This is a genomic window from Longimicrobium sp. (genome assembly GCF_036399935.1).
Taxonomy (GTDB): Bacteria; Gemmatimonadota; Gemmatimonadetes; order Longimicrobiales; family Longimicrobiaceae; genus Longimicrobium.
This window is the reverse complement of sequence record NZ_DASWMD010000060.1, coordinates 23,023-49,022: the sequence shown is the minus strand read 5'-3', so window position 1 is coordinate 49,022 and position 26,000 is coordinate 23,023. Positions and strand designations below refer to the sequence as shown.

The 26,000-nt window shown below is 71.1% G+C and carries 24 protein-coding genes; 19 read left to right on the top strand and 5 right to left on the bottom strand.

All coding sequences use genetic code 11. The annotated features are described in order from the left end of the window. Positions 1-28 precede the first annotated feature (28 nt). A complete protein-coding gene (locus VGB24_RS18450) occupies positions 29-1,240 on the top strand; it encodes a hypothetical protein (RefSeq protein WP_331074419.1) in 1,212 nt (403 codons plus the stop codon). 115 nt (positions 1,241-1,355) lie between these two features. Then, positions 1,356-2,594: an acetate kinase gene (locus VGB24_RS18445; protein ID WP_331074418.1), complete on the top strand. Its 1,239-nt coding sequence runs from the start codon at positions 1,356-1,358 to the stop codon at positions 2,592-2,594. Between the two features lie 424 nt (positions 2,595-3,018). Here the strand turns inward: VGB24_RS18445 and VGB24_RS18440 are convergent, their stop codons facing one another. Then, positions 3,019-3,501 carry a hotdog fold domain-containing protein gene (locus VGB24_RS18440; protein WP_331074417.1) on the bottom strand — a complete coding sequence of 161 codons (483 nt, stop codon included), beginning with the start codon at positions 3,499-3,501 and terminating at the stop codon, positions 3,019-3,021. Between the two features lie 167 nt (positions 3,502-3,668). Here VGB24_RS18440 and VGB24_RS18435 point away from each other — a divergent pair, with 167 nt between their 5' ends. The 12 genes from VGB24_RS18435 to VGB24_RS18380 all read left to right on the top strand — a co-directional run bounded on the left by VGB24_RS18435 (position 3,669) and on the right by VGB24_RS18380 (position 16,041). Continuing rightward, positions 3,669-4,220 carry a hypothetical protein gene (locus VGB24_RS18435; protein WP_331074416.1) on the top strand — a complete coding sequence of 184 codons (552 nt, stop codon included), beginning with the start codon at positions 3,669-3,671 and terminating at the stop codon, positions 4,218-4,220. Between the two features lie 46 nt (positions 4,221-4,266). After that, entirely contained in the window at positions 4,267-4,887 is a 621-nt protein-coding gene (locus VGB24_RS18430) for a hypothetical protein (protein WP_331074415.1), read from the top strand. A 207-nt stretch (positions 4,888-5,094) separates the two neighbouring features. After that, positions 5,095-5,757, top strand: a complete 663-nt coding sequence (locus VGB24_RS18425) for a M23 family metallopeptidase (RefSeq protein ID WP_331074414.1) — start codon at positions 5,095-5,097, stop codon at positions 5,755-5,757. A 550-nt stretch (positions 5,758-6,307) separates the two neighbouring features. Beyond that, complete coding sequence (nhaA, locus tag VGB24_RS18420) at positions 6,308-7,669, top strand: Na+/H+ antiporter NhaA (RefSeq protein WP_331074413.1); 1,362 nt, start codon at positions 6,308-6,310, stop codon at positions 7,667-7,669. A 343-nt stretch (positions 7,670-8,012) separates the two neighbouring features. Next, positions 8,013-8,315 carry a helix-hairpin-helix domain-containing protein gene (locus VGB24_RS18415; protein WP_331074412.1) on the top strand — a complete coding sequence of 101 codons (303 nt, stop codon included), beginning with the start codon at positions 8,013-8,015 and terminating at the stop codon, positions 8,313-8,315. Next, positions 8,312-8,881 carry a hypothetical protein gene (locus tag VGB24_RS18410; RefSeq protein ID WP_331074411.1) on the top strand — a complete coding sequence of 190 codons (570 nt, stop codon included), beginning with the start codon at positions 8,312-8,314 and terminating at the stop codon, positions 8,879-8,881. Before VGB24_RS18415 ends, VGB24_RS18410 begins: the two co-directional genes overlap by 4 nt. A 197-nt stretch (positions 8,882-9,078) precedes the next feature. After that, positions 9,079-10,605, top strand: coding sequence for a response regulator (locus VGB24_RS18405; protein WP_331074410.1), 1,527 nt, complete (start codon positions 9,079-9,081; stop codon positions 10,603-10,605). A 585-nt stretch (positions 10,606-11,190) separates the two neighbouring features. Further along, on the top strand, positions 11,191-11,367 hold the full coding sequence (locus VGB24_RS18400; protein ID WP_331074409.1) for a hypothetical protein: 177 nt from the start codon (positions 11,191-11,193) through the stop codon (positions 11,365-11,367). Between the two features lie 169 nt (positions 11,368-11,536). Beyond that, the gene (locus tag VGB24_RS18395) at positions 11,537-12,997 is read left to right on the top strand and encodes a pyridoxal phosphate-dependent decarboxylase family protein (protein WP_331074408.1); all 1,461 of its coding nucleotides are present in this window, start codon (positions 11,537-11,539) and stop codon (positions 12,995-12,997) included. 91 nt (positions 12,998-13,088) lie between these two features. Next, positions 13,089-14,798 carry a methyl-accepting chemotaxis protein gene (locus tag VGB24_RS18390; protein ID WP_331074407.1) on the top strand — a complete coding sequence of 570 codons (1,710 nt, stop codon included), beginning with the start codon at positions 13,089-13,091 and terminating at the stop codon, positions 14,796-14,798. Further along, positions 14,795-15,505, top strand: a complete 711-nt coding sequence (locus tag VGB24_RS18385; RefSeq protein WP_331074406.1) for a hypothetical protein — start codon at positions 14,795-14,797, stop codon at positions 15,503-15,505. The genes VGB24_RS18390 and VGB24_RS18385 overlap by 4 nt, the downstream gene beginning before the upstream one ends. Positions 15,506-15,831: 326 nt before the next feature. Beyond that, positions 15,832-16,041, top strand: a complete 210-nt coding sequence (locus VGB24_RS18380; RefSeq protein ID WP_331024124.1) for a cold shock domain-containing protein — start codon at positions 15,832-15,834, stop codon at positions 16,039-16,041. Positions 16,042-16,154: 113 nt separating this feature from the next. Here VGB24_RS18380 and VGB24_RS18375 read toward each other — a convergent pair whose 3' ends face one another. Together VGB24_RS18375 and VGB24_RS18370 are read right to left on the bottom strand one after the other, a co-directional pair. After that, the gene (locus VGB24_RS18375; protein WP_331074405.1) at positions 16,155-16,703 is read right to left on the bottom strand and encodes a Uma2 family endonuclease; all 549 of its coding nucleotides are present in this window, start codon (positions 16,701-16,703) and stop codon (positions 16,155-16,157) included. 127 nt (positions 16,704-16,830) lie between these two features. Further along, on the bottom strand, positions 16,831-17,370 hold the full coding sequence (locus VGB24_RS18370) for an acyl-CoA thioesterase (RefSeq protein ID WP_331074404.1): 540 nt from the start codon (positions 17,368-17,370) through the stop codon (positions 16,831-16,833). A gap of 207 nt (positions 17,371-17,577) precedes the next feature. On the opposite strand from VGB24_RS18370, the gene VGB24_RS18365 reads away from it, so the two are divergent. From VGB24_RS18365 to VGB24_RS18345, 5 genes are all read left to right on the top strand, one after another. Continuing rightward, positions 17,578-17,805 carry a hypothetical protein gene (locus VGB24_RS18365; RefSeq protein WP_331074403.1) on the top strand — a complete coding sequence of 76 codons (228 nt, stop codon included), beginning with the start codon at positions 17,578-17,580 and terminating at the stop codon, positions 17,803-17,805. Positions 17,806-17,936: 131 nt separating this feature from the next. Beyond that, the gene (locus VGB24_RS18360) at positions 17,937-18,158 is read left to right on the top strand and encodes a DUF2905 domain-containing protein (RefSeq protein WP_331074402.1); all 222 of its coding nucleotides are present in this window, start codon (positions 17,937-17,939) and stop codon (positions 18,156-18,158) included. Positions 18,159-18,165: 7 nt separating this feature from the next. Next, positions 18,166-22,038, top strand: a complete 3,873-nt coding sequence (locus VGB24_RS18355) for a hydantoinase B/oxoprolinase family protein (protein WP_331074401.1) — start codon at positions 18,166-18,168, stop codon at positions 22,036-22,038. Between the two features lie 97 nt (positions 22,039-22,135). Next, complete coding sequence (locus VGB24_RS18350; protein ID WP_331074400.1) at positions 22,136-23,044, top strand: NUDIX hydrolase; 909 nt, start codon at positions 22,136-22,138, stop codon at positions 23,042-23,044. Positions 23,045-23,151: 107 nt separating this feature from the next. Further along, the gene (locus tag VGB24_RS18345; RefSeq protein ID WP_331074399.1) at positions 23,152-23,502 is read left to right on the top strand and encodes a hypothetical protein; all 351 of its coding nucleotides are present in this window, start codon (positions 23,152-23,154) and stop codon (positions 23,500-23,502) included. A gap of 74 nt (positions 23,503-23,576) precedes the next feature. Here the strand turns inward: VGB24_RS18345 and VGB24_RS18340 are convergent, their stop codons facing one another. Both VGB24_RS18340 and VGB24_RS18335 read right to left on the bottom strand, forming a co-directional pair. After that, a complete protein-coding gene (locus VGB24_RS18340; protein ID WP_331074398.1) occupies positions 23,577-24,419 on the bottom strand; it encodes a hypothetical protein in 843 nt (280 codons plus the stop codon). Then, the gene (locus tag VGB24_RS18335; protein WP_331074397.1) at positions 24,416-25,972 is read right to left on the bottom strand and encodes a DUF4173 domain-containing protein; all 1,557 of its coding nucleotides are present in this window, start codon (positions 25,970-25,972) and stop codon (positions 24,416-24,418) included. The genes VGB24_RS18340 and VGB24_RS18335 overlap by 4 nt, the downstream gene beginning before the upstream one ends. Between the last annotated feature and the right edge of the window lie 28 nt (positions 25,973-26,000).

The following is a 26,000-nucleotide window of genomic DNA, read 5'->3' as shown; positions in this document are numbered from 1 at the left end:
ACACTAACCTTGGACCCCGGTACGAAACATGGTACGAATCATTCACCGCTGTTGTGCACCGGCCGGCACAAGATGTTTGCTGGTTCTTCTAATGTGCATGTTGCGGAGTTTTCCGGCGTCAGCTCAGGACGCCACGGGGTTGCCCGAGTTGAACTCGCTGAAGCCGGCGTCCGCCCCTGCGTTCATCTTGCTGGGCGTTGCGCCGAGTGCGATCGAGCGCCCCCAGACGCCATCTGACATCGCGTTCTCGTTCGTGAATCAATCGCAGTCCTTTTCGGCACTGCCCCAGAACTACGCCGCTGAGTTCGCGCCCTACTGGCTGTTCCCCCGCCCGCTCGTCGGCTGGCGGAGCGACACCACTCGTACACCTGGCGAGTCGTTCGCGCGCACGGCAACGGTTTCGCTCGCCACGGCGGACATCGGAACAGAATCAGCTCCGGTTACAGGCCTCGCGATCGGCGGGTCCGCCTACTTGCTGTCGGGCCGAATGTCCACTGCAGCTCAGCAACGTTTCCGACAGATCGAGGTGTATTTAGCCCGGCGTGATAGCCTGGAAAGCGCACTGGGAGCGGCCCAGACCGTCACCCTGCAGGCAGAGTACGGAACGAGGATCGCGGATGCCGCAACCCGTGGTGATACTCAGACGGTACGCCTCCTGTCCGCAGAGCTCACCTCTCGCGTGGATGCTCTCCGTCTGACTGCCCAGCAAGATTCGGCGTACCGGCGATTCGTGCGCGAGAACGTAGTCGAAGAGATGCAGGAAGCCACTCCGCGCCGGGAGGGCCTGTTTTGGGGCGTTGCTGGGGGGGCGTCTTGGGGGTACGCTAACGCAGCTTGGGCTACGGGGGAACTCCGGCGAGTAGGGCTCTGGACAACCCTCAGCTACGAAGGAACTCCGATCAGCGGCCAAACAACCTTTACACCGATGGCCGTCATCCGCTTGCTCGCCGAGCGGGGCGACTCTGCTTCGAGCGTCGTGGACGCGGGCGGACGGTTTGTGCTCTCGTCACCTACCTACTCGGCCTCCCTCGAAACGGTGTTCCGGTTGCCCATGGAAGATGAGGCGGGGAAAAATCTCTACCGAGTTGCCGGTGTTCTCGAGTACCAGGTACGTGAGGATCTATGGCTGACGGCGACGTTCGGCCGGGACTACCAATCTCGCGACAGCGGAAGCCTCCTTGCGCAACTCGGGGTTAAGTTCCACGTAACCGAGGACAGGTACGAGGCACCATCGCGGTGAATTGACCCGAGCAAGGCCGGGATGTCGGTGACGCCGCCGCACGCTGGTCTACGTGCGGCGGCTTCATTATTGTGGCAGTACCCCGTTAGATGCACGAATCCTCGCCCCGCCTCCCGTGAACATCCTGGTCCTCAACGTCGGGTCGTCGTCGCTCAAGTGGCAGGTGATCGATACCGACGAGCAGTGTTTTGCAGACAACACCGACCGGCGGGTGGCGCGCGGGCAGGTGGAGCGCATCGGCGGGGAGGCGGTCTGGAGCTTTCGCGCGGGCGACGGGGAGTCTGTGAAGGGCACCGCGCCGCTGCGGGACCATCGCGCGGCGGTGGAGTTCCTGCTGCAGTGGCTTGTGGGGCCCGAGGGCGGCGCGCTGGGGAGCCTGGCGGAGATCGGCGCGGTGGGGCACCGCGTGGTGCACGGCGGCGAGCGCTTCGTACGGTCGGTCGGCATCGACGAGCAGGTGCTGCGCGGCATTGAGGAGACCATCGAGCTGGCGCCGCTGCACAATCCCGCGAACCTCAAGGGCATCCACGCCGTGCGCGCGGTGCTGGGCGCGGCGGTGCCGCAGGTGGCCGTGTTCGACACCGCGTTCCACCACACGCTTCCCGAGCGCGCCTTCCTGTACGCCATCCCGTACTCGCTGTACCGCCGGCACCGCGTCCGCCGCTACGGCTTTCACGGCACGTCGCACCGCTACGTGAGCTACCGGTGGCGGCAGCTGACGGGCACCACGCGCGAGGCGCAGCGCATCATCACCCTTCACCTGGGCAACGGCTGCTCGGCGTGCGCCATCGCGGGCGGCGAGTCGCTGGACACGTCGATGGGGTTCACCCCGCTGGAGGGGCTGGTGATGGGAACGCGCTCCGGCGACGTGGACCCCGCGGTGCTGGACTACATCGCCCAAAAGGAGGGATTGTCGCTGGCGGAGGTGGAGATGCTGCTGAACAAGCAGTCTGGGCTGCTGGGCATCTCGGGCCTGACCAACGACATGCGCGAGCTGCTGGCCGAGGCGCGCGAGCACGACGACCGCCGGGCGCGGCTGGCGATCGAGATCTTCTGCTACCGGGCGCGCAAGTACATCGGCTCGTACCTGGCGGCGATGGGCGGCGCGGACGCCCTCTGCTTCGCGGGGGGCATCGGCGAGAACGCGCCAGCCGTGCGCGCGATGATCTGCGAGGGGCTGGAGTTCGCCGGCATCCAGGTGGACGCGTCGGCCAATGCCGCGCACGTGGGCCGCGAAGGGCGCATCAGCCCCGAGGGCGCGCGCACGGAGGTGTGGGTGATCCCCACGGACGAGGAGCTGCTGATCGCCCGCGACACGTACCGCGTGGTGCACGGGATCGAGACGCGGTACTGAGAGGGGAAGTGCGTTAGTGCGTTAGTGCGTTAGTGCGGGAGTGCGTTAGTGCGGTAGTGCTTTGGTGCGGCTCGGCGGTCGGGCGGGAGATCCCTGGCGAGGTGTGGTGCGGTTCGGAGAGGCCGGCGCAGTCCCCGGCTGCCCTCACCCCCGGCCCCTCTCCCGCAAGCGGGAGAGGGGAGAATTCGATCGCGCTCCGGCAGGTGCGGCGCGTGTGCGGTTACCGCTCTTCCAGCCGCGGGTTCACCCGCCGCTGGTCCCTGGCCGCGCCTCCATTTCGAGGCACACCCAATCCCGCCCGCCCCTGACTCGGCGGCCCTTGGTCCCGCCCGCCTCTACCCCGGGGGCCGTCCCCGACTCCCGCACTCCCGCACTCCCGCACTCCCGCACTAACGCACTAACGCACTAACGCACTAACGCACTCTCACTTCCTCGGCCCCACCCGCCACCGTGCGATCGCCGAGGCGACCACGTCGCCGGCCTCGTCGCGGACGTCCGTCGTCACCTCGATGTCCCGCTCTTCGTTGCTGTCCAGCAGTGGTGCGCTGGCCTCGGCGGTCAGGGTGCCGCGGGCCTTCTTGTGGTACTCGATGGAAAGCCCCTTCAGGATGGAGCGCGCGTCCGGCCGCATCCCCACGTTCAGCGCCAGCCCGGTGGAAAGCTCGGCCAGGTTCATCAGCGCCACCGCGTGGACGGACCGCAGGTGATTGCGAACCTTGCGGCGGTCCGCCAGCGTCACCCGCGCGAACCCCGGCCGAAGCTCCTGCACCCGCGCGCCGATGGAACCCGAGTACGGCACCATGCGCCCCAGAAGCATGCTGAAGAGCGCCTTGCCGCCCGGCTTGCCGCTCAACCGCTCCCAGTTGGCCCGGATCGCCGCCTCGGCACCGCCCGCCACGTTCGCCATGATGTTCGCCGGTGTGGGAAAACGCGGCCGCCTCCGGGCCGCGGGAACTTTCCTTTGCGCGGCAGCATACACCGGCGTGCGCCCCGCCGTCCAGAGCCCCGCAAAGGCACGGAACCCGGCGCGGGCGGGCGCGGTCCGAAATCCCCGATCCCCAAACGGAATCTCCCATGAATCGAATGGCATGTATCGCGGTGCTTTCCGCCGTGCTCCTCGCGCCCCGCGCCGCAGCCGGCCAGGACGCGCCGGAAAGGTCCACCTCGCTCTCCCTGCGCCCCTTCGGGCAGCCTACCATCGGCCTGTGGCACATGGTTTCGCCGCGCCTCGAGATCGGGATCGAGGCCGGCGGCACCATCGGGTCGGAAGAGGATGAGCAGGAGAACGAGCAGAACCAGGTGTCGCTCACCCTGGCGCCCGGGGTAAAGCTGTACGGCGCGGGCGGCGGCGATCTGCGGCCCTATGGCTTCGCCGGCGCATTCTTCAATTCACACCAGAGGGACGTGGGGGAATTCGGAGAGTTCGCGTCGGGCGGGTTCGGCGCTACGGCGGGGATAGGGCTGGAGTGGTCGCCCGTGGCACGCGTGCGCGTGGGCGGCCACGCGGGAGTGCAGGGGTCGTTCGCCTCTTCGGAGCGCAGGATGGAGGGCGAGGGGATCGACGAAGTCGACATGTGGCAGGCCAGCACCTACACCACGGGCCTGACGGTGTACTATTCGTTCTGATCCCGCGACCGGGCATCTTGCTCCTCTCCCGAAACGGACCCCACCGATGCACTACGTCACCGCAGCCGCCGTCTGCGCACTGCTCGCCGCCGCACCCGTTCGCGCGCAGGAGGCCGCGGCCGACACCACGCCCCGCACCTCTCTGCAGAAAGGCGCATGGTCGCTGTCGTTCGACGTTCCGGCGTACGGCGCCAACGCCGGAAGCGGTTCGTTCGGGGGCTGGAAGATGGTGGGCGAGCGCACCAACCTCGGCTTGGTCGTGGGCATTCACGTCTACGACCGCGACGATTCGACGAGCGCTTTGGATTACGACCAGGAATCGTCGTCGCTGAGCGTGGGCCTGCACACGAGGCGCTATGTGGGAACGATCCGCGACGTGACGCCGTTCCTGGCGGCGGGGATCGACACCTACGCCGGGCGCAGCTCGAACCGGCAGGGCTCTACTTCCGTCGAGTCGCAAGTGTACGGCGCGAGCGCCCAGGGCGGCGTGGGCGTGGAGTGGTTTCCGGTGCGCCGGATCAGCCTGGCGGGGCACACGGGGGCGCAGGTGCGGGTCTTCAAGTCGGACGACGAGGTCCAGACCGACACCGGCCCGCGCGGGGGCAATCAGCGGACGCTGGATGTTGCCACCTTTACCTCGCGGCTTTCCCTGCAGATCTACTTCTAGCGACCCCGTTCTGCCCGGGCGCGCACGCCTTTCGGCGGTGCGCGCCCGCTTCGTTGCGCCGCCATGGGAACGAAAGTCTTGCGCGTCATGGCGGCATGGCGCAATATAACCGCAATCCGTCCGCGGTACTTTCCCAGAACCCAGCCCGCGCAGCCGCCGTTTCCGTGAGAAACGGCCGCCGACCGTTTCCCCAGGCCTCCTCGCGACATGACCACTCGCCGCATGCACTACGCCCTCCGGGGCACGCTGGCACTGGCCGCCGCGCTTTCGCTGTCCGCCTGCACCATCGCCATCGGCGCCGCGCCGGAACGCCAGGCACGTACGCCCTCGCGCGCCCTGCGCGACACCCTGCATTTCGGCGCGCACGAGGGCGGGCGCGCCCACGAGGGCGCCCCGGCGGTGGGCGCCTCGCTGGCCATCCCGGTGCGCGGCATCGGCCCGGAGCAGCTCCGCGACTCGTACAACGACGCGCGCTCCGGGGGCCGCACCCACAACGCCATCGACATCATGGCGCCGCAGGGGAGCCCCGTGGTGGCCGCGACCGACGGGGTCATCCACCGGCTGCGCACCGGCGGGCTGGGGGGCATCACCATCTACCAGCTGGGCGAAGACGGACGGACGCTCTTCTACTACGCCCACCTGGCGCGGTACGCGGCCGGCATCCGCGAGGGCCAGCGCGTACGGCGGGGCGAGGTGATCGCCTACGTGGGCGACACGGGCAACGCGGGACCCGGGAACTACCACCTGCACTTTTCCGTGGGGCGGCTGACCAGCATGGAACGCTGGTGGGAAAGCGAGAACGTGAATCCGTATCCGCTGCTGGCCGGCAGCGCCGCCCGCGGATCCAGGGCGTCGCGCGAAGACCGCTGATTCGCTCGAACCAGCCTCGTTGATCGTAGAGAGCCGCGGCCCCGCCGCGGCTCTTCGTCGTTGGGGATCACGCACCGCCGCGATCGAGGGATCCACGCCAAGGCATGCACGTCACTCGTCCTCGGCCAAGGTGTGGGCCCGGGCGAATGAATTCGCTGCAACGACCACACGAAGTCCGCCTGCGCGGGGCTGGCCTGTTCTCGTGTGGGGAGGACGTTGTGGCGCGACCCGGATTGTGTGGCGGATCCCTCAGTCGCTGCCCGCTTCGGTGTGGCGGCAGGTTTCCCGTGGCCGCTTCTTCAGGATGACATCGAGCGCTCTACGGCAGGTGCGGCGTGCGTGCAGGTGAAGCCCCGAGCGGGAGGCGACAGCGGCCCGAGTCGGGGCTTTCCGCTTTCCGAGCGGCGGGTTCACCCGCTCCCGACGGGGTTCTCCGATCGCGAGAAATCCTTTAGCCCCGCCCAAATCCAGCAGCAGTGTTGGATTGTACGCGGGCCAGGGTTAGGTTGCGTCCCCCGTCGTTCGAGGGGCTGACCAGCAGAGACGAAGCATGGCGCACTACCAGGTTCTTCCACCCCCGCCGCCCTCCCCCTTCCAGCGGATCCTGTCGCCCTTCTCGCGGTTCGCGGCGACGGAATCGGCGGGCGGCATCGTGCTGATCGCCTGCGCGGTGATCGCCATCGTATGGGCCAACTCGCCGTGGGCCGAAAGCTACCATCAGCTCTGGGAGACGGAGCTGTCGGTGCGCTGGGGAAACCAGGCGCTGACCTACTCGCTTCACCACTGGATCAACGACGGCCTGATGGCCGTGTTCTTCTTCCTGGTGGGGCTGGAGATCAAGCGCGAGTTCCTGGTGGGCGAGCTGGCGTCGGCGCGGCGGGCGGCGCTTCCCATCGCGGCGGCGCTGGGCGGCATGGTGGTGCCCGCGCTCATCTACACCGCCGTCAACGTCGGCGGCGAGGGGCAGCGGGGATGGGGCATCCCCATGGCCACCGACATCGCCTTCGCGCTGGGCGTGCTGGCGCTCCTGGGGCCGCGCACGCCGCTGGCGCTGAAGGTGTTCCTGGCCGCGCTGGCCATCGTCGACGACCTTGGCGCCGTGCTGGTGATCGCCCTGTTCTACACCGCCGACATCGCCTGGTCGGCGCTGGGCGTGGGCGCGCTGATCCTGGGCGCCCTGGTGCTGGCCAACCGGCTGGGGGTGCGCAGCCCGCTGATGTACGTGGGGCTGGGCCTGGCGCTGTGGGTGGCCTTCCTGCTCAGCGGCGTGCATGCCACCGTGGCCGGCGTGCTGCTGGCGATGACCATTCCCGCGCGCACCCGCATCGACACGACCGAGTTCCTGGACGGCGGGCGCCGGCTGCTGGACCACTTCGACGTGGCGGGCGAAGAAGGCCCCAGCGTGCTCACCAACAAGGGGCAGCAGGCGGCCATCCAGGAGATGGAGAACCTGTGCGAGGGTGCCCAGGCGCCGCTGCAGCGCATCGAGCACGAGCTTCACTACTGGGTGGCGTTCGGCATCATCCCCTTGTTCGCCCTGTCGAACGCGGGCGTGCACCTGGGCGGCAACCTGGCCTCGGCGTTCACGCATCCCGTGACGCTGGGCGTCACCCTGGGGCTGGTCATCGGCAAGCCCATCGGCATCACGCTCTTCGCCTGGCTGGCGGTAAGGACGCGGATGGCGGTGCTGCCGGACGGCATCGGCTGGCGGGCGATCGGGGGCGTCGCCATGCTGGGCGGCATCGGCTTTACGATGTCGCTGTTCATCTCGGCGCTGGCCTTCCCCGCGCACCCCGAGCTGGACGAGCAGGCCAAGATCGGCATCTTCGCCGCGTCGGTGGTGGCGGGGCTGCTGGGATGGCTGGCGCTTCGCAACCTGAAGCACGGGCCCGGCGCCGTCGTCGAGGGCTGACCGGCGAACGCGACGGAGCCCGCCGATGCTGCCGGCGGGCTCCGTTGAATTCGCACACCCTCGTGCTCTGCCAGAACTCGGGTTCCGTTCCTTCAGGTTCTCAGCCGTGCCCACCCGGAGGACGCCTGGGCGAAGGTGGGGGTCACGTCGGCATTCTCGAAGCCATCCAGCCCGGTCCTGCGTGTAAGTACCGGTCGACTGCCCCGGAAGTTGCGCGGTGTGGATTAGGAGAACATGAAATCCGTTCCGCACGGTCCTTCGTACGCAGCCGTCGGCGGCCAGGTTTCAACCGCCCGCGTACGATGGATAAGACGCACCAGCCCCCCGAAAGGTTGCAACGCCCATGAAGAGCAGGCACAAGGACGAGTTGCAGCGCATTCCCGGCGTAGGCCCCTCCATCGCTGGCGACCTGCGCAGCCTGGGCGTGCGGCGCATCGCCGACCTGCGCGGGGCGGACCCCGTGGATCTGTTCGACCGGCTCTGCCGATTGACGGAGTCGAGCCAGGACCCGTGCGTGCTCTACACCTTTCGCTGCGCCGTATACTTCGCCTCGAACGAGCGGCACGATCCCGAGCTGCTGCGCTGGTGGGCGTGGAAGGACGGCGGCGCGGCGTACCAGCCGGGCCGGGCGGGAGCGGCGGAATGAGCCTGATCGACGCCTGGATGCCGGAGGCGCAGTTCTCAGAGTTCCACGCCGTGGACGTCGCCGCGCCCGCGGAGCGCGCCTGGGCCGCGGTTCGCGAGCTGGACCTGGGCCGTTCGTGGCTGGTACGGAGCCTCTTCGCCCTGCGCTCCCTCCCCGCGCTCCTCACGCGCCGGCCGGAGCGGGGAGAGCGGGCGCTGGGGACGACGATGGACAGGCTGCTGGATTCGGGGTTCGTGCTGCTGCAGGAGGATGCGCCCCGGGAGATCGTCCTGGGCCTCGTCGGGCGCTTCTGGACGCCGGCGGGAGGCATCGTCCGCGTGACCCCCGGCGAGTTCCGCGCGTTCGGCCGGCCCGGGATGGCGATGGCGGCGTGGAACTTCACCGTCCAGCCCACGGCGGGCGGGTGCCGGGTGACGACGGAAACGCGCGTCCGCTGCACCGATGAACACGCGCGCCGCTCGTTCTCGTTCTACTGGCGCATCGTCAAGCCGTTCAGCGGGCTGATTCGCATGGAAGCCCTGCGTGCCATCCGCCGCGCGGCCGAATCCAGCGGGCGCACGTCCTGATCTCCATGAAGCAATCTCACGCAGAGGACGCAGAGAAGGACAGAGAGGACGCAGAGGGCATGCAAGCGCCTCTGCGTCCTCTCCCTTTTCTCTGCGTCCTCTGCGTGAAATTGCAGTTGCCTTTCGCCAAGCGAGCGGAATCGTTATACAAGAAGTGTCGCGTATCGTATTGCTTCTCATCCCCGCGCTCAGTGTAGATGGCTGGAATCCTCATCGCCGGGCTCCCCGGCCAGTTGGGCACCTGGCTGGCCCAGCGCCTGGACAACGTGGTCGTGCAGGCGGCGTTTTCCGGACAGGAAGCGCTGGATGCGGTGCGTGCCGACGAGGCCCGGCTGGTGGTGCTGGATGCGTCGCTCGAGGACCCTTCCGCGGACGCGGTGGTGCGCCGGCTGCGGGCCGATCCGAAGACCGCTTCGGTGCCCCTGGTCTACACGATGGAGCTGGACGCGTCGACGGTGAAGGAGGAGCAGCTGCGGCACCTGGTGCGCGACCTTCACGTGGACCAGCTCCTGTTTCACCCCGTGGACCGCTCCGAGCTGCTGCGCGCGGTCGCCACCCTGCTGGGCATGCCGCTGACGGAGGGCGAAGCCGTCGCCACACCGCGACCGGCGGAAAGCGCCCCGGAGCGGCTGGGCGACGCGCTCGCGCAGGTGTGGCGCCGTGCCCGTGCCCCCGTCCTGGAGCGCATCGCCGTGCTCGAGCGCGCCGCGGCGGCGCTGGGGGCGGGACGGCTTTCCGAGCCGCTGCGCGAAGAGGCGCTGCGCGAGGCGCACCGGCTGGCGGGCGCGCTGGGCACCTTTGGCCTGGACCAGGGCTCCGTGCGCGCCCGCGAGGCCGAGGACGCGCTCGGCAATCCCTCGCCGGCGCCGGCGGACGGGGCGCGGCTCGCCCGCATCGCCGCGGAGCTGAGGAGCGAGGTGGACCGGCGCCCCACCTCCGCGCCGGCCGCCCCCGCCGCGGCTCCGCCGGTGCGCAACGATCCGCCGCTGGTGTGGGTGATGGCCCGCGACTGGGGGCTGGCCGAAACGGCGCGCGCGGAGCTGGCCGGGCTGGGGGTGGCCCTGGCGGAGGGTGACATGGACCCGGCCGTGCGCCCCGACGCGGTGTTCCTGGACCTGCGCGCCGAGAGCCTGGACGCGGAGTGGGACACGTTCTCCAGCGTGACGCGCCGGGCGCCCGGCGTGCCAGTGGTGGCGTATACCGATCGGGACACGCTGCTGGACCGGGTGCGGGCGCTGAAGATGGGCGCGCGGTTCATCCTGCAGCCGCCGCTGGCCCGCGGCGCCATCGCCGACGCGTTCGCCCAGGTGCTCCCCGCCCCCGGCGCCGAGGCGCACACCATCCTCACGGTGGACGACGATTCCACGATCACCGAAGGGCTGCGCGCGCTGCTGGAGCCGCAGGGCTTTCGCGTCTGCACCCTGAACGACCCGCTCCGGTTCTGGACGGAGCTGCGCGGGATCAGGCCCGACCTGCTGGTGCTGGACGTGGACATGCCGCACCTGAACGGCATCGAGCTGTGCCGCGTGGTGCGCAGCGACCCGGCGTGGCGGCACGTGCCCATCCTCTTTCTCACGGCGCGCGCGGACCGCGAAACCATCTACCGCGTCTTTGCGGCGGGGCCGACGACTACCTCAGCAAGCCCATCGTGGGGCCCGAGCTGGTGTCGCGCATCCGCAACCGCCTGGACCGCCGCCGCTGAGGCCCTCACCCGGCCGCGCTGACACGCGTGCCACCCTCTCCCCGGCAGCGGTCACCGAAGCCGAGCCCTCGGCCCGTCCCCGTGGCGTGGCGTTCCCGCGGGATCCCTGGCGAGGTGTGGTGCGGTTTGGAGAGGCCGGCGCAGTCCCCGGCTGCCCTCACCCCCGGCCCCTCTCCCGCAAGCGGGAGAGGGGAGAATTCGAACGCGCTTCGGCAGGTTTGGACGCGTGATTTTGAAGCCCCGAACGGGACGCGCCAGCGGCCCTGTGTCGGGGCTTGCCGCTGTTCCAGCCGCGGGTTCACCCGCCCGTGGTGGAGGCACGCCGCGGCTGTCGAGGCTCACCTGCCCGTGGAGGGGGCACGCCGCGGCTCTAGAGGCCATTCGATCAGTCTGTGGCGGATCCCTCGGTCGCTGCCATCAACGGCATACGGGCAGGTTCTGCGTGGCCGCTCCGTCGGGATGACATGCTCCCGCGGCGCGGCTGGACGATAGGTGAATTGACCCACGCACACCCCGGTGCGCCCGTTTACCTTCATCTCCGTGAGCCGGACCGGTGGACTTCCCGGCGGCCTCACCTGGAATCCCGACTCCAACGGAGATGAACGATATGAACCCGATCGCTTCGCACCTGCTCTGGCAGATCATCAACCGCTCCGGCGCGCCGACCACCACGCCGCCCACCGGTGCCGCCACGTCGTTCAGCATCGATGACATCATCAACCCCCGCGGTCCGCGCCGCGTGGAAGATGCCGCTCCCGTCCGGCCGCTCGCGAAGGCCGCGTGACGCCCGCGCCCGTCTCTCCCCCTCGCCCCGCGCCCACCGCGGAGTGAGGGGGAGAGCTTTTTTCGTCTCCTCCTTTCGGCCGTGCGCCTTGCGGGCGCGCCCCCCAGCCGAGATTGTGCGTGGAACCCCGGGCCCCGGCCCGCGCTCTCCCGATCCACGCAGACACCCGATGACCGGCCACTCCCGCCCGCGCGGCGCCGACATGCCGCCCGAGGAGTTTCGCAGGCACGCCCACGCCGCCGTGGACTGGATGGCCGACTACCTGGCCAACGTCGGCGAGCTTCCCGTGCTGTCGCCGGTGCGCCCGGGCGAAACCGCCGCCAAGCTGCCGCCCTCCGCGCCCCAGCACGGCGAGGCGGTAGAGGACATCCTGCGTGACTTCCGCGACGTGATCGTTCCCGGCGTCACCCACTGGAACCACCCGTCCTTCTTCGCCTACTTCGCCATCACCGGCTCCGGCCCCGGCATTTTGGGAGAGATGCTGACGGCGGCGCTGAACACCAACGCCATGCTCTGGCGCACCGGCCCCGCGCAGACGGAGCTGGAGGAAAGGACGCTCGACTGGCTGCGGCAGATGATGGGGTTGCCGGAGGGGCTGCACGGCACCATTCACGACACGGCCTCCATCAGCACCCTCATCGCCCTGGCCGCCGCGCGCGAGGCCGCCGGGCTGGGCGTGCGCGAAGAGGGGCTGAGCGGGCGAGACCTTCCCCGGCTGCGCGTGTACGCCTCGCGCGAGGTGCACTCGTCCATCGACAAGGCGGGGGTCACGCTGGGAATCGGGATGCAGGGAACGCGGAAGATCGACACCGACGGGGAGTTCCGGATGGATCCCGCCGCGCTGGAAGCCGCCATCGAGCAGGACCGCGCGGCCGGAATCCGCCCCCTGGCCGTGGTCGCCACCACGGGAACCACCTCCACCAGCAGCATCGACCCCGTCCGCCGCATCGCCGAGGTGTGCCGGCGGCTGGACGTGTGGCTTCACGTGGACGCCGCGTACGGCGGATCGGCCGCGCTGGTCCCCGAGATGCGGCACGTGCTGGACGGCGCCGAGCTGGCCGACTCGCTGGTGGTGAATCCGCACAAGTGGATGTTCGTTCCGGTAGACTGCTCCGTGCTGTACACGCGCCGCCCCGACGTCGTCCGCCGCGCCTTTTCCGTGGTCCCCGAGTACCTGCTGACCCCCGAGGGCGAAACCGTCACCAACCTGATGGACTACGGGCCCGCGCTGGGCAAGCGGTTCCGTGCGCTGAAGCTGTGGATGGTGCTGCGCTACTTCGGCGCCGAGGGGATGGCGGAGCGCATCCGCGAGCACTGCCGCCTGGCGCGGGAGCTGGCCGGGTGGATCGGCGCGGAGCCGGGGTGGGAGGTGATGGCCCCCGTGCCCCTGAGCCTGGTCGTGTTCCGCCACCGGCCGCACGGGATGGATGACGCGCAGGTGGATGCCCTGAACGAGCGCATCATGGCCGCGGTGAACGCCACGGGCCGGGCCTACCTCAGCCACACGCGGGTGAATGGCCGGCTGGTGCTGCGGTTCGCCATCGGCAACCTGGGGACCACGGAGGAGCACGTGCGGGATGCGTGGAAGCTGCTGCGTGACGCCGCATCCCCTGAAGCGGCAAGTTCTTGACAGGGCAGGGCTCCGCACGCACAATGACGGGCGGCGGCGCCCTCCACGGTGGGGGCGCGCACCCCCGCAGTGACCCCGCCCCGTGGTACCCGTGCGCACGACCTCCGTGAACTTCGACGAGCTTTTTGCGCGCGAGCGCTGGACGGTGCTGCGCGAGCGCCACCGCCAGGCCATCGGCACACGCTGGATCATGGTGGGCCTCTCGTTCGGCCTGGCCGCCGTCGGGCACTTCACCGGCGCGCTGGAGATCACCCTTACGGAAGCCGCCATCCTGGCGGGCGCCTCGGCCCTCCTGAACGGCGCCGCGGTGCTCGCCGCGTGGCGCAACCGGTTCGCTCCCTGGCAGTTCTGGGTGATGCAGGCGTCGGACACGCTCATGATCGCCCTGCTGGCGGCGTTCCTGGGTCCCCACGGCTACCTGGTGCTCCCCTTCCTGGTGTTCGCCACCGGCGCCTACGCGCTGGGAATGCCGGGCGCCGCGCGCGTGCTGCTGCTGCAGTCGCTGGTGGCCTACCCCGTCGCGCGGTGGGTGGGGATGGCGGACCAGCCCGCCGCCGCCCGGGCGGTGATCGCCGTGGAGGCCTTCTTCCTGGTCTGCATCAGCTGGCTGGCCATGCAGGGCCCGCTGGCCTACACGCGCCGGCTGCAGCGCGTGCGCAAGGCGCTGGCGCGCGCGCAGGAGGGCGACTTCACCGGCCGCCTTCCCGACCGCTACCTGGACGACATCGGCTTCCTCTCCGTTTCCGTCAACGCCATGTCGCAGACCGTGGGCGACATGGTGCGGCAGATCCAGGAGCACGCCGCCACGCTCGCCTCCCTTTCCGACACGCTGGCCTCCACCGCCGCCGGGGTGCAGGACGCCGCCCGGGTGATCGGCGAGGCGACGTCGGCCGCGGCGGAAGAGGCCGACCAGCAGCTGGCCCTCGTGGCGCGCGGCGAAGAGTCGGTATCGGCCATCGCCAGCGCCAGCGCCCAGCTGCGGGCCGAGGCGGCGCGCTCCGCCGACACCGCGCACGGGCTGAGCGGCGAGGCCCAGGAGCACGCGCGGCGGGTGGACCGGGCGGGCGGGCTGCTGGTGGAGCTGAGCGACGACTACCGCCGGCTGGAAGGCGCGGTGGACGCGCTGGAGGCGGCGGGGGCGCGGGTCAGCGGCTTCGTCGAGGCCATCCAGGAAATCGCCGAGCAGACCAACCTGCTGGCGCTGAACGCGGCCATCGAGGCGGCGCGCGCGGGCGAGCAGGGGCGCGGCTTCGCCGTCGTGGCGGGCGAGGTGCGGCAATTGGCGGCCCAGTCCGCGGCCTCCGCCGCCGAGGTGGCGGGGGTGGTGGGAGAAACGTCGGCCGCGCTGGCCGAGGTGCGCGGCAGGCTTCACGCGGGGAGCGCGCGCATCGGTGGCGTGGGCGCGGTGGCGGGGGCGGGTTCGGAAGCGCTGGGGTCCATCATCCAGGGGCTGGAGCGCACGGTGGAGTTCATCGACCGCATCACCGCCGACGTCGACCGGCAGGCCGGGGCCATGGAGGCGCTGCGGGGCGACGTGTCGCGCATCCGCGTGATCGCCGGCGCGGCGCAGGACCGGGCCAGGCTGGCCGCGGCCGCCGCGGGGCACCAGCACGGCGCCATGGAGCAGCTTGCCGCCACCAGCGCCCGCACGGCCCAGACGGCGGGAACGCTCAGCGGCCTGGCCGGCCGCTTTCGCGCGGGGGAGGCCGCGTCGGCCCAGGAGCCGGCGCACGAGCCCGTGGCGGACGGCGCCGCGTTGCGCGTTCCGCCGCGTCTGGTTGTCGAACCGAGGCCCGCGTGAGCCCCGGCGCGCCCCGTCCGGAGGGCGAAGGCGCCCGCCCCGTGGTGGCGGTGCGCGACCGCATGGAAGCCATGGGCCAGGTGTCGGCCGAGCTGCTTCACGACCTGCAGGACGCGCTGTTCGCCCTGGAGCAGCGCACGCGGCTGGCCGCGGGCGAGGCGCGGACGGGGCGCGCGCCGGCGGGGGAGCTGGACCGCGCCGTCGAGGACTGCGCCGACATGCGGCTGATGGTGCGCGACGTGGTGGAGGTGGCGCGGGGCGCGGCGCTCTCGCCCGAGGTGGTGTTCGACCCCGCCGCCGCCGCGGAGCGCGCCGTGCGCCGGTTCCTGTCCACCGCCCGCGCCGTGGAGGTGCGGATGACGTCCGGCCTCCCCACCGGCACGATGGTTCCCGGCCGCGAAAGCTTCATGGCGCGGCTCGCGGCTCACCTGCTGGCGGGTGCCGCGCGCCGGTCGCAGGGGCAGGTGCTGGTGGAGCTGCGGCTGGACGCGCACGGCCCCGGCATCGTGCTGTCCGTGGCCGACGACGGCGAAGCGCCGCGCGAGGGGGCGCCCGCGCCGCACCCGCGCCCCTCGGCCGAGGACGGCTGGCGGCCGGGGATCGTGGCGTGGCTGGTGGCGCAGCTGGGGGGCGAGGTGCGCTGCCGGCCGGCCCGCGCGCCCGGCGGCTCGGGGCTCGACGTCCGCCTTCCGGCCATTGTCCCCTAACGGCCGCTGGCGTCCGCCGGAGAAAGTTTTTCTTGACAAACGTACGGGCCGCGCTTATTTAGGCGTTCATCGACGGCACATCCTCCGCACGTGGCCCCGCTGGCGAGCGCTGTACACTCCCGGTTTCTTCCCGCGCCCCTGGTTCGCAGGAATACCCACGCCCACAAAACGGAGTTAGGCCCCGGCGCGCCCGCGCCGGCGCTCATGCCGCACCCGAATGCGCTCCCCCCCAGGAGCGATCGCCGCACGCCGGACGGTCCGGCGGCGGACACCCTGGCGCACCATGCGCCATGTACATGCTCTCACCGCAGCAGCAGGAGTAGGAGATGGAACGTTCGACCGGGAAGGTAAAGTGGTTCAATGATGCCAAGGGCTTTGGCTTCATCGAGCGCGAGGGCGGCAGGGACCTGTTCGTTCACTTCTCCGCCATCAAGCAGGAAGGCTTCAAGACGCTGACCGAAGGCGAGACGGTGGAGTTCGACATCGTGGACGGTCCCAAGGGCCCGGCGGCCGAGAACGTTTCGCGCGTCGCCTGATTTGCTGCGGGTGCAGGGCCGTCCCCCCGGGCGGTCCTGGTGCATGAAGAAAGGCCGGAGCGGCTCCCCGCCGCTTCGGCCTTTCTGTTTTTCGCTCCGGGGGTCCCGCGGTCCTACAGAAACAGCTCGTCCACGGGAAACCGCCATCCGGGCACCGCCGGCTCGGCGTCGGCCACCTCGCCGCGCTTGTAGACGTCGGCGCTTTCCGGGTCCGTGGCGCGGTAGACGCGGATCACCTCCGCGCGCAATCCGTCGACGTCCCACACGACCTGGGTACCGCAGTCGAAGTAGGCCGCGCGCTTCGCCGCCATGCGCCGCTCCGCCGCGGGGCCGTAGTCCTCCGGGCTGCGCACCTCCACAGCCAGGAGCGGCGCGCCATCGAGCATCTTCTCGGTCGGCTCGGGGCCCACGTACCAGGCGGCGTCCGGGGAAAACGACCGCCGTGGAGAGTAGATGAAACCCACAGCGTCGCCGAACGCCATCCCGCCTCCGACGCTCCGCTCGTACGCCGTCAAGCTGAAGAGAATGTTCTTGGCCGCCTTGCCGTGCGCGCCTCCCGTCGGGCTCATGAGGACGATCCTCCCGTCCACGAGCTCCGCCTTGCCCTCGACCTTGTAGAGGTCATCGATCGTGGCCTCACGTCCCAAAGGTGCGATCTTCATCCTTGCCTCCGTGGGTGCGTGAGGGAATCGGTCTGGTGATCCAACGCGCTTCCTAAACTTACAAAGCGGACGCGAAACCGGCAAGTCTGGACATCTCCCGCCACCGGCCGCACACTGCGCGCCGCCGCTATCCCTGTTTGCGCGGGCGGCGGCGGGCCAGGCGCTCTTCGCGGCGCTGCCGGCCGCCTTCGAAGCGGCGCTTTTCCTCGTCCGTCTCGGGCAGCACGGGGGGAACGCGCACCGGCCGGCCGCTCTCGTCCAGCGCAACGAAGGTGGCGTAGCAGGTGTTGGTGTGCCGCTCCGTGCCAGTGATGGGGTTCTGCGCCATCACCTTCACCCCGATCTCCATGCTGGTGTTGCCCGTGAAGTTCACCGACGCGTGCGCAATCACCAGCTCGCCGATGTAGATGGGCTCGTTGAACTCTACCTCGTCGAAGCTCTTGGTGACCACGGGCCGGCCCGCGTGCTTCATGGCGCAGAACGCCGCCGCGCGGTCGATGAACCCCAGCAGCACGCCGCCGAAGAGGGTTCCCGCCACGTTCTGGCTCTGCGGCTCGGCCAGGTCGGCGAAGGTCACCTGCGACCCGCGCACCGGCCGGGGCACGCTGGGATCGGGCGGGGGCGTGTTCAGATAGATCTCTACCGGGCGGATGTGCCGGTTGTTCATACGATGTCCATTCGACGGTGCCGGGTTCAATAGGCCCTACTCGGGGCGCCAAGATCGCTCCTGCCTGCGCGTTGCACAACTGGTCCGGCGCTCTCCGGTGCGACCGGAGTGGCACGCCGGCAGCAGGATCAACGCAGGTTGGGCACGCGCGTTGCACCCTGGCGAAGCGGCAGGTTTTCCGTATCCGTCTCAGGGGAGATAACTCGTATGCAAATCAAGCGACTGCTGGCCATCGCCACCTTTGGGCTGGCGCTGGGCGCGTGCACCGCCGAAGTCGAAGACAAGGGCTCGCTGCCGGACGTGGACGTGTCGGGCGGCGAGGCGCCGTCGGTGGACGTCGATCCGGCCAACGTGAACGTGGGGAGCGACACCCAGACCGTGGTGACTCCCGACATCAGCGTCACGCCCACCGAGGGCAACGACAAGGACAAGTAGCACGGGGCAGGTTTCGCCGCACCGAGGCCCCGGCGGGCGAGAGTCTGCCGGGGCCTCGTCTTTTCCCCACTGCCCGGCGCGCTTATCATCGCTTCTCCGAACCGCGTCCGCCCATTTTCCTCCGCAACTGCATGCACGACCGATCCGTGGGCCTGCTGATCGTGGGGCTCGGCGCCGCGATCGTCATCGTGGGGCTGCTGGTGATGACGGGCGCGCTCGGCTGGGTGGGGCGCCTGCCGGGCGACATCCGCATCGAGAGCGGCAGCACGCGCGTCTACTTTCCCATCGTCACGATGATCGTGGTTTCCGTGGTGCTCAGCCTGCTGCTGGCCGTCGCGCGCCGCTTCTTCTGATCGCTCGATGACCTGGCAGATCTGGATCGATACCGGCGGCACCTTTACCGACTGCCTGGCGCTGGACCCGGCGGGGACGCTTCGCCGCGCCAAGGTGCTCAGCAGCAGTGCGCTCCGTGGCGTGATCCGTTCCGTGGATGCCCCGGACGTGCTGACGATCGGCGAGGAGTGGGGCGCGGCGCCGGGCGTGGTGGACGGGCTGGAGCTGCGGCTGCTGGGGATGGATGGATCGGCGGCCCGCATCCGCTCGTACGACCCGGCGACAGGGACGGTGCGGCTGGACGGGCCGCTGGCCGGCGCGGCGCCGGGTGCCGCGGTGGAGGTTCGCTCCGCCGAGGAGGCGCCGATCCTGACCGCCCGGCTGGTGACGGGCACGCCCGCGGACGCCCCGCTCCCGCCGCTGGCGATGCGGCTGGCGACCACGCGCGGCACCAACGCGCTGCTGGAGCGGCGGGGCGCGCCCACGGCGCTGTTCATCACCCGCGGCTTCGGCGACCTGCTGCGGATCGGCACGCAGCAGCGGCCCGACCTGTTCGCGCTCGACGTGCGCACGCCCGAGCCGCTGTACGCCACCGCCGCCGAGGTCGTGGAGCGGCTGGCGGCGGACGGGTCGGTGCTGGTGCCGCTGGACCTGGAGGCGGCGCGCTCCGCGGCCGAGCGGGCCGTGGCGGGTGGTGTCCGCTCCGCGGCCGTCGCGCTGATGCACGCGTTCCGCGACCCGGCGCACGAGCGGGCGCTGGCGGGCGTGCTGCGCGAGGCGGGGTTCGAGCACGTGGCGCTTTCCAGCGACCTGGCGCCGTTCATCGGGCTGCTGGCGCGCGCGCAGACGGCGACGGTGGATGCGTACCTGGGGCCGGTGATCGGGCGCTACCTGGAGGGCGTGCGCGCCGCGCTGGGCGGCGGGCGGCTTCACGTGATGACCAGCGCGGGTGGGCTGGTGCAGCCGGCGGACTTCCGCGCCAAGGATTCGCTGCTGAGCGGTCCCGCCGGTGGCGTGGTGGGTGCCGCGCTGGCCGGGCGGCGATCGGGGTTCGCGCGGGTGATCGCCTTCGACATGGGCGGCACCAGCACCGACGTGGCGCGGGTGGACGGCGACTTCGAGTACGTGTGGGAGCACGAGGTGGGCGGCGCCCGGATCGTCGCCCCCGCGCTGGCCATCGAAAGCGTGGCCGCGGGTGGCGGATCGATCTGCACCATCGACGCGCAGGGGCTGCGCGTGGGGCCGGAAAGCGCGGGCGCGTCGCCCGGGCCGGCGTGCTACGGCGCGGGCGGGCCGCTGACCGTCACCGACTGCAACCTGCTGCTGGGCCGGCTGGACGCCGCCCGCTTCGCCATTCCCGTGCACGCGGAGCCCGCCCGCGCCGCGGCGGAGGACTTGGCGGCGCGCGTCCGCGCGCAGACGGGGGAAGACGTCGTCGGGGAGGCGCTGCTTTCCGGGTTGATCGACATTGCGGACGAGCGCATGGCCGACGCCATCCGCGGCATTTCGCTGCGGCGCGGATACGATCCCGGCGAGTACGCGCTGGTGGCGTTCGGCGGGGCGGGCGCGCAGCACGCATGCGGTGTCGCCTCGCGTCTGGGGATCGGCACGGTGGTGGTTCCGGCGGACGCGGGGCTGCTGAGCGCGCTGGGCATCGGCCACGCGCCGCTGGAGCGCTTCGCGGAGCGGCAGGTGCTGCGGCGGCTGGACGAGATCGGCGGCGAGATCGCATCCACCTTCGATTCGCTGGCCGGGGAGGCGGCGGATGCCGTCGCGCGCGAGGGCGTCGGCGCGTCGTCCATGGTCGTCCGGCGGCGGATCGCCAGCCTGCGCTACGTGGGCCAGGACTCCACGCTGATGGTGGACTGGGAGCCGGCGATCGACCTCCGCACGGCGTTCGAGGATCGCCACTCCGCCATCTACGGCCACCGACCCGCCGCGCGCCCGATCGAGGTGGAGAGCCTGCGCGCCATCGCATCCACCCTCGTCGCCGATCCGCCGCCCTCTCCCGATCCCCAGCCGCACGAGGCGACACCAGCCGCCACCCGTCAAACGTGGCTGGGCGGCGCGTGGGCGGACGTCCCCGTCTACGAACGCGAGCGGCTGGGCCCCGGCGCGCGCCTGGCCGGCCCCGCGCTCATCGCCGAGCGCCACAGCGCCACGTTCGTCGCCCCGGGGTGGACGGCGCGGCTGGATTCGGCGGAAAACCTGGTACTGCAGTGCGTGAGTGCGGGGTGCGTGAGTGCGGAAGTGCGTGTCGATCACGCCGCCGCGACGGCGCCCGATCCAGGTGCCGTTCACTCCCGCACCAACGCACTCACGCACTCACGCACTCCCACCCCTCCCGACGCGGTACGCACCGAACTCTTCATCTCCCGGTTCCGCGCGCTGGTGGGAGAAATGGGCGAAATGCTCCGCCGGACGGCGCTTTCCACCAACGTCAAGGAACGGCTGGACTTTTCCTGCGCGCTGCTGGACGTCGACGGCGAGCTGGTGGTGAACGCGCCGCACATTCCCGTGCACCTGGGCGCCATGGGACTGTGCGTGCGCGCCGTCCGCGACGCCGTTTCCATGCGGCCGGGCGACGTCGTGGTGACCAACCACCCCGGGTTCGGGGGATCGCACCTGCCGGACGTCACCGTCATCACGCCCGTTCACGACACCGACGGCACAGCGATCGGATACGTGGCCAGCCGCGCGCACCACGCCGAGATCGGCGGCACACGGCCGGGGTCCATGCCGCCGTCCGCACGCACGCTGGCGGAAGAGGGCGTGGTGATCGCGCCGATGCACCTGGTGAGCGAGGGCCGGGCGCGGTGGGCCGAGATCCGCGCGGTGCTGGAGGGCGGCCCGCACCCCTCGCGCGCCGTGGACGACAACCTGGCCGACCTGGCCGCCGCGGTTGCCGCCAACCACCGCGGTGCCGAAATGCTGCGCGCGCTGGCCCGCGAGCACGGGCGCGGCGCCGTGGCCGGCTACATGGGCGCGCTGAAGCGCCGGGCGGAAGACGGAATCCGCGCCGCCCTCCGCGGAATTCCGGACGGCGTCTACGAAGCGGAGGAGCGGCTGGATGACGGCTCGCCGCTCCGCGTCCGCATCGTCGTCGAGGGCGACCGCGCCTCGATCAGCTTCGCGGGCTCGGCGGACGTGCATCCCGGCAACCTGAACGCAACTCCCGCCATCGTCCGCAGCGTCGTCCTGTACGTGCTGCGGCTGCTCGTGCGCGAGCCGCTTCCGCTCAACGAGGGGCTGATGCGGGCAGTGGAGCTCGACATCCCCCCCGGCCTGCTGAACCCGCCCTTCGGCGACGCCGCGAGCGACCCCGCCGTGGTGGGCGGCAACACCGAGGTCAGCCAGCGGCTCACCGACACGCTGCTCAAGGCGCTGGGCCTGGCCGCGTGCAGCCAGGGGACCATGAACAACGTGCTGTGGGGGTCCGACCGCTTCGGCTACTACGAGACGGTCTGTGGCGGATCGGGCGCGGGGCCGGGATGGCAGGGGGCCAGCGCGGTGCACACGCACATGACCAACACGCGCATCACCGATCCCGAGGTGGTGGAGCACCGCTATCCCGTGCGCGTGGACCGCTTCGCCGTGCGCGTGGGCTCCGGCGGCGCCGGGCGCTGGCGCGGCGGAGACGGGGCCGTGCGCGAGCTCACCTTCCTGCAGCCGATGTCGCTCTCCGTGCTCACCCAGCACCGCGCGGAGGGGCCGTACGGCATGGCGGGCGGCCTGGGCGGCGCGCCCGGGCGCCAGCATGTCGTGCGCGCCGCGGGCGGGGAAACGGAGCTGAAGTCCGTCGACGGGATGGAGGTGGAAGCGGGCGACCGGCTGGTGCTGGAGACCCCGGGCGGTGGCGGATTCGGGGCCCAGGCCGACGCCACCGCCGACGCGGGATGACCTCCCGCGCGTCCACCCGCGGGCAAGGCTCTTTCGCGGCGCGCATCCTGCGCCGTACGTTGCCGTTCAGCCATTCGAAACTCCAGCGTCCCCACCCGTGACCGAGCCGTCTTCCCACCTGTCCGCCGCCTCGGCGACCCGCCGCGCCACTGGCGACCCGAACGTGTTCCTGATCCCGGAAGAGCATCTTCCGGCGGGTTTCGCGGCCAAGGTGGAGGCGGGCGGGTTGGTTCCGGCGCCCACGCGGCCGGCCGCTACCGTGCTGCTGGCGCGCGACTCGGACGACGGGCCCGAGGTGCTGCTGATGCGCCGCAGCAAGCGCAGCGGCTTCGCGGCCGACGCGTGGGTGTTTCCCGGTGGCGTGGTGGACGAGGAAGACCGCGACCCGGCCGTCATGGAGCGCCTGGACGGGCCCACGCCCATGCAGTGGGCCGAGCGGCTGGGCCTTACGGACCCGGCCGAGGCGCTGGCCTACGTGGTGGCCGCCGTGCGCGAGGCGTTCGAGGAAACGGGGATCCTGCTGGCCCGCGTCTCGGACGACGCCACCAACCCGGGCGGGGCGCTCTCGAACATCGACGTGGCGAGGCGCGCGCTGCTCAGCAGCGTGGTAGACCTGCGGCAGATCTTCATCACCCGCAACCTGCGGATGGCGGGCGACGAGCTGCTGTACCTGGCGCACTGGATTACCCCCGAGCCGGAGCCGCGGCGCTACGACACGCGCTTCTTCCTGGCCCGCGTGGACGCCGAGGCCGTGTGCACGCCGCACGAGGAGGAGCTGACGGAAAGCGTCTGGCTGACCGCCCGCGGTGCGGTGCACTACTTCGAGCTGGGCTCGCTGAAGATGCTGCCGCCCACCGTGCACACGCTGCGGCGCCTGGCCGGCTACGGAACCGTCGGGGAAATCTTCGCCGCGCTGGCGGATGCCCCGGTGCCCGCCGTCCTTCCCGTGATGCGGCGGGTGGCGGATGGCGTGGCCATCGAGCTCCCTCCCGAGGCGCGGCTGTAGGCGCCCGAGCCGCAATCCGCTTCGGCGCACTCGGCCCCGGCTGAAACCCCCGCCCCTCCGCCGCCGTATCACCCACCATGAACATCGATTCCGTTCCGGAGGCTGGCATGAACGAATACGAGGGCACGCCGTCGGGCGTGCTGATCCGCGACTTCCTCATCTTCCAGTTCAAGACGGTGCTGGACGGGATGAAGGACGCCATCGTCATCCCCATCTCCTTCATTGCGCTGATCGCCGACCTGATGGGCAGCCCGTCGCGCCGGGGCAGGACGTTCTACGCGCTGCTGGGCGCCTGCGAGGCGTTCGACCGGTGGCTGAACCTGCACGCGCCGGCCCGCAACGCCACGCGCGGCCAGGATGGCCTGTTCGACACCAGCGAGCCCGGCGACGGCACGATGGTGGGCGAGCTCGAGGAGATTCTGCGCGGCGAACGCGCCCCGGTGCTGCCGCGGGCGTAGCGGGGGCCTGCACGGAAAAGGGGGGAGGGCACGGTCGTCGTGCTCTCCCCCCTTCGCCGTCTGGCCGCGTGCCGCTACCTGCGCAACAGGTACCAGCCATCGCCCAGCGGCGTGCGGCGCATCGTCGTGCGTTCCAGGTAGCTGGTGGTGGAGGCCAGCGGCTGGCCGGGGCGCGCGTAGACCAGGTACGTGGAGCCGTTCTGGCCGAACCGGAACGAGACGTGGCCGGGCCTGGCCAGCACTCTGTCGACTCCGGCGCGCGTCATGACGGCGGTGATACGGTCGTACTCCGCGCGGCTGACCCCTTCGGTACGCAGCACGTCATCCAGGAAACTGCTCGCCGATCGCCCGGACGAAGGCTCCATCCGTGCGCTGCGGGACGGCTGCAGCGAGTAGACCTCGGTTTGTGGGTCGCCCCAGTACTCGTTGATCTCCGCCCACGAGCCTCCGACGCCGAGCACCTCGATCCGCCCGCTCCGCAGCACCGCGTCAGCCACCGGCGCAAGCAGCGTCACGCGCGACGATGCGAATGCCTCGGTTCCGAACTCCGTCCGCAGGTCAGAGGTGGCGACGGTGGCCACAAATACCACGGCCGGCACCATCGCCTGGCGAAACTTGCGCTCCGTGGGCTTCCACACCGTGTACAGCCCCAGGATGGCCCCCGTCACCATCGTGCACAGCACGCCGGGAGCGTACAGCAGGGCGACGGCCCATCCCATCCACGGGGCCAGCAGGTCCGCGGCGCAGATGGTGGCCAACCCACCGTATCCCACTACGAAGACCCACAGCATGGCGTTCGTGGGGGCGCGCGTCGCGCCGGGGACCAGCTGCCGTGCGCCCGCGAGCGGAACCAGGGCCATGGACGCGGTGGCCCGCGCCGGCATCTCCACCCGGGCGCCCAGATCCGCCGTGCTCATCGGACGACCACCGGACGAGCCGCGGCCGGCGCCGCGGGACACGCCATCGACTGGAGTTCGCTGCGATGGCGGGCCACGGCCGCGGAGGCGCGGCCGCGCGACAGGCTCCAGCTGCGCCAGTCGCCCTCGCCTTCCCAGCGCGCGAGCAGGCGCTCGGCGGCGTGGCAGCGGGTGGGGCCGTCGTCCACGGCGCGGAGCGTAGCGAGCAGCGGCGGAACCGCGTCCGCGCTCAGCCGGGCGGCGTAGATGGCGTCGAAGCGGGTGGCCGCGTCGGCGCGCGAGGCGTTCACGCGGACGATCATGGCGTCGGGATTGGCGACGTGAAGCAGCACCATCATCTCCACGGCCGCCATCAGCGCCCCCCAGGCGAACTTCTGCCGGTGGCCGCGCAGCACCGTCCAGGCGAACCACACGAAGACCACGCCCAGCCACAGCATGAAGGCCGTGGTGTACAGGCGCAGCTCCGTGAGCCCGTAGGCGCCCCAGTACAGCCGCATGCGGTGAAGGCCGCTGGCCATGATCACGAACAGCAGCGCCACCTGCATGCCGACGAGCAGCCGGAACGCGCGCTCGTGCCCGGGCTTTTCGCGCCGGACGATCCAGTCGGCCAGCAGCAGCAGGGGCAGCACCAGGCCGGCGACCGTCACCAGCTCGAAGAACCCGCGCCGCGCGTACTCCGAGAAGGTGGCCGATCCCGCCGCCTGCACGCGCGCGGCCCCGCCGAAGAAGTACGGCAGCTGAACGAGGACGAAGGCCAGGAACAGCGCGTTCAGCATCCCCAGCGCGGTGCCCACCTCCACCATCCCCAGCGAGAGCCCGGCGGGACGCACGACCTCCGGGCCAGGCTCGTCGCTTCCGACCACCATCGTCCTCAGCACGCCGCCCGCCAGCCAGGCGATGAACGCGGCGATCAGCACGTGCCCCATCCCCGACGCCAGGTCGAAGCCGAAGACGCTGCCCAGCAGCCGCTCGAAGGCTGCGTCCGCCGCCGAAAGAAGCAGGCCGAACACCAGCAGCAGGGGCAGGCCGATGGCGGTGCCGCGCAGCACGGCGATGGCGACCGGCCACCCGCTGCCACCCAGCTCCTTCCAGCGCACGTCGCGGGTCAGCAGCGACACCGTGCCCACCGCCGCGTCCGCCACCGACGCCAGGGCGCCGAGCGCCAGGTTGGCGAGCCCCGCCAGCCGCACGTGGCCGCCGCGTGCCCGCAGCATCGCCAGCGCCACCACCAGGGCGAGCGCCGACAGGGTGAGCGCCTTGAGCGTGGGCGAGTCGCGCCAGGCCATCAGCGCCGCGGCACCCAGGGCCAGCGGAATCCATCCCACCGCCGCGTCGTCCGTCTCCGCCCAGCGCTGCAGCCCCACGATGGCGGCCACGAGCACCAGGGTGAAGAGGGTGATGTTGATGCCCCAGGGCGCGCTGCGCAGCAGCAGGTCGCCCGCGATACCCACCGCGACCGCCGCGCCGAGCACGCCCAGCCCCGTGCGCGTCTCCCGGCCGATCGCCATGCCCCCTGCCTCGCGCGAGGCGAGGGCCGCATCTGCTCCGTTCATCACTGTCCCATCCTTTCCGCAGTTTCCA

Bases quoted from the DNA above. Each gene is read 5' to 3' on its own strand.
- VGB24_RS18450 (WP_331074419.1), top strand. From the start codon at position 29: ATGGTACGAATCATTCACCGCTGTTGTGCACCGGCCGGCACAAGATGT.
- VGB24_RS18440 (WP_331074417.1), bottom strand. From the start codon at position 3,501: ATGGCGAACGTGGCGGGCGGTGCCGAGGCGGCGATCCGGGCCAACTGG.
- VGB24_RS18435 (WP_331074416.1), top strand. From the start codon at position 3,669: ATGAATCGAATGGCATGTATCGCGGTGCTTTCCGCCGTGCTCCTCGCG.
- VGB24_RS18430 (WP_331074415.1), top strand. From the start codon at position 4,267: ATGCACTACGTCACCGCAGCCGCCGTCTGCGCACTGCTCGCCGCCGCA.
- VGB24_RS18425 (WP_331074414.1), top strand. From the start codon at position 5,095: ATGACCACTCGCCGCATGCACTACGCCCTCCGGGGCACGCTGGCACTG.
- nhaA (WP_331074413.1), top strand. From the start codon at position 6,308: ATGGCGCACTACCAGGTTCTTCCACCCCCGCCGCCCTCCCCCTTCCAG.
- VGB24_RS18415 (WP_331074412.1), top strand. From the start codon at position 8,013: ATGAAGAGCAGGCACAAGGACGAGTTGCAGCGCATTCCCGGCGTAGGC.
- VGB24_RS18410 (WP_331074411.1), top strand. From the start codon at position 8,312: ATGAGCCTGATCGACGCCTGGATGCCGGAGGCGCAGTTCTCAGAGTTC.
- VGB24_RS18405 (WP_331074410.1), top strand. From the start codon at position 9,079: ATGGCTGGAATCCTCATCGCCGGGCTCCCCGGCCAGTTGGGCACCTGG.
- VGB24_RS18400 (WP_331074409.1), top strand. From the start codon at position 11,191: ATGAACCCGATCGCTTCGCACCTGCTCTGGCAGATCATCAACCGCTCC.
- VGB24_RS18395 (WP_331074408.1), top strand. From the start codon at position 11,537: ATGACCGGCCACTCCCGCCCGCGCGGCGCCGACATGCCGCCCGAGGAG.
- VGB24_RS18380 (WP_331024124.1), top strand. From the start codon at position 15,832: ATGGAACGTTCGACCGGGAAGGTAAAGTGGTTCAATGATGCCAAGGGC.
- VGB24_RS18375 (WP_331074405.1), bottom strand. From the start codon at position 16,703: ATGAAGATCGCACCTTTGGGACGTGAGGCCACGATCGATGACCTCTAC.
- VGB24_RS18370 (WP_331074404.1), bottom strand. From the start codon at position 17,370: ATGAACAACCGGCACATCCGCCCGGTAGAGATCTATCTGAACACGCCC.
- VGB24_RS18365 (WP_331074403.1), top strand. From the start codon at position 17,578: ATGCAAATCAAGCGACTGCTGGCCATCGCCACCTTTGGGCTGGCGCTG.
- VGB24_RS18360 (WP_331074402.1), top strand. From the start codon at position 17,937: ATGCACGACCGATCCGTGGGCCTGCTGATCGTGGGGCTCGGCGCCGCG.
- VGB24_RS18355 (WP_331074401.1), top strand. From the start codon at position 18,166: ATGACCTGGCAGATCTGGATCGATACCGGCGGCACCTTTACCGACTGC.
- VGB24_RS18345 (WP_331074399.1), top strand. From the start codon at position 23,152: ATGAACGAATACGAGGGCACGCCGTCGGGCGTGCTGATCCGCGACTTC.
- VGB24_RS18340 (WP_331074398.1), bottom strand. From the start codon at position 24,419: ATGAGCACGGCGGATCTGGGCGCCCGGGTGGAGATGCCGGCGCGGGCC.
- VGB24_RS18335 (WP_331074397.1), bottom strand. From the start codon at position 25,972: ATGAACGGAGCAGATGCGGCCCTCGCCTCGCGCGAGGCAGGGGGCATG.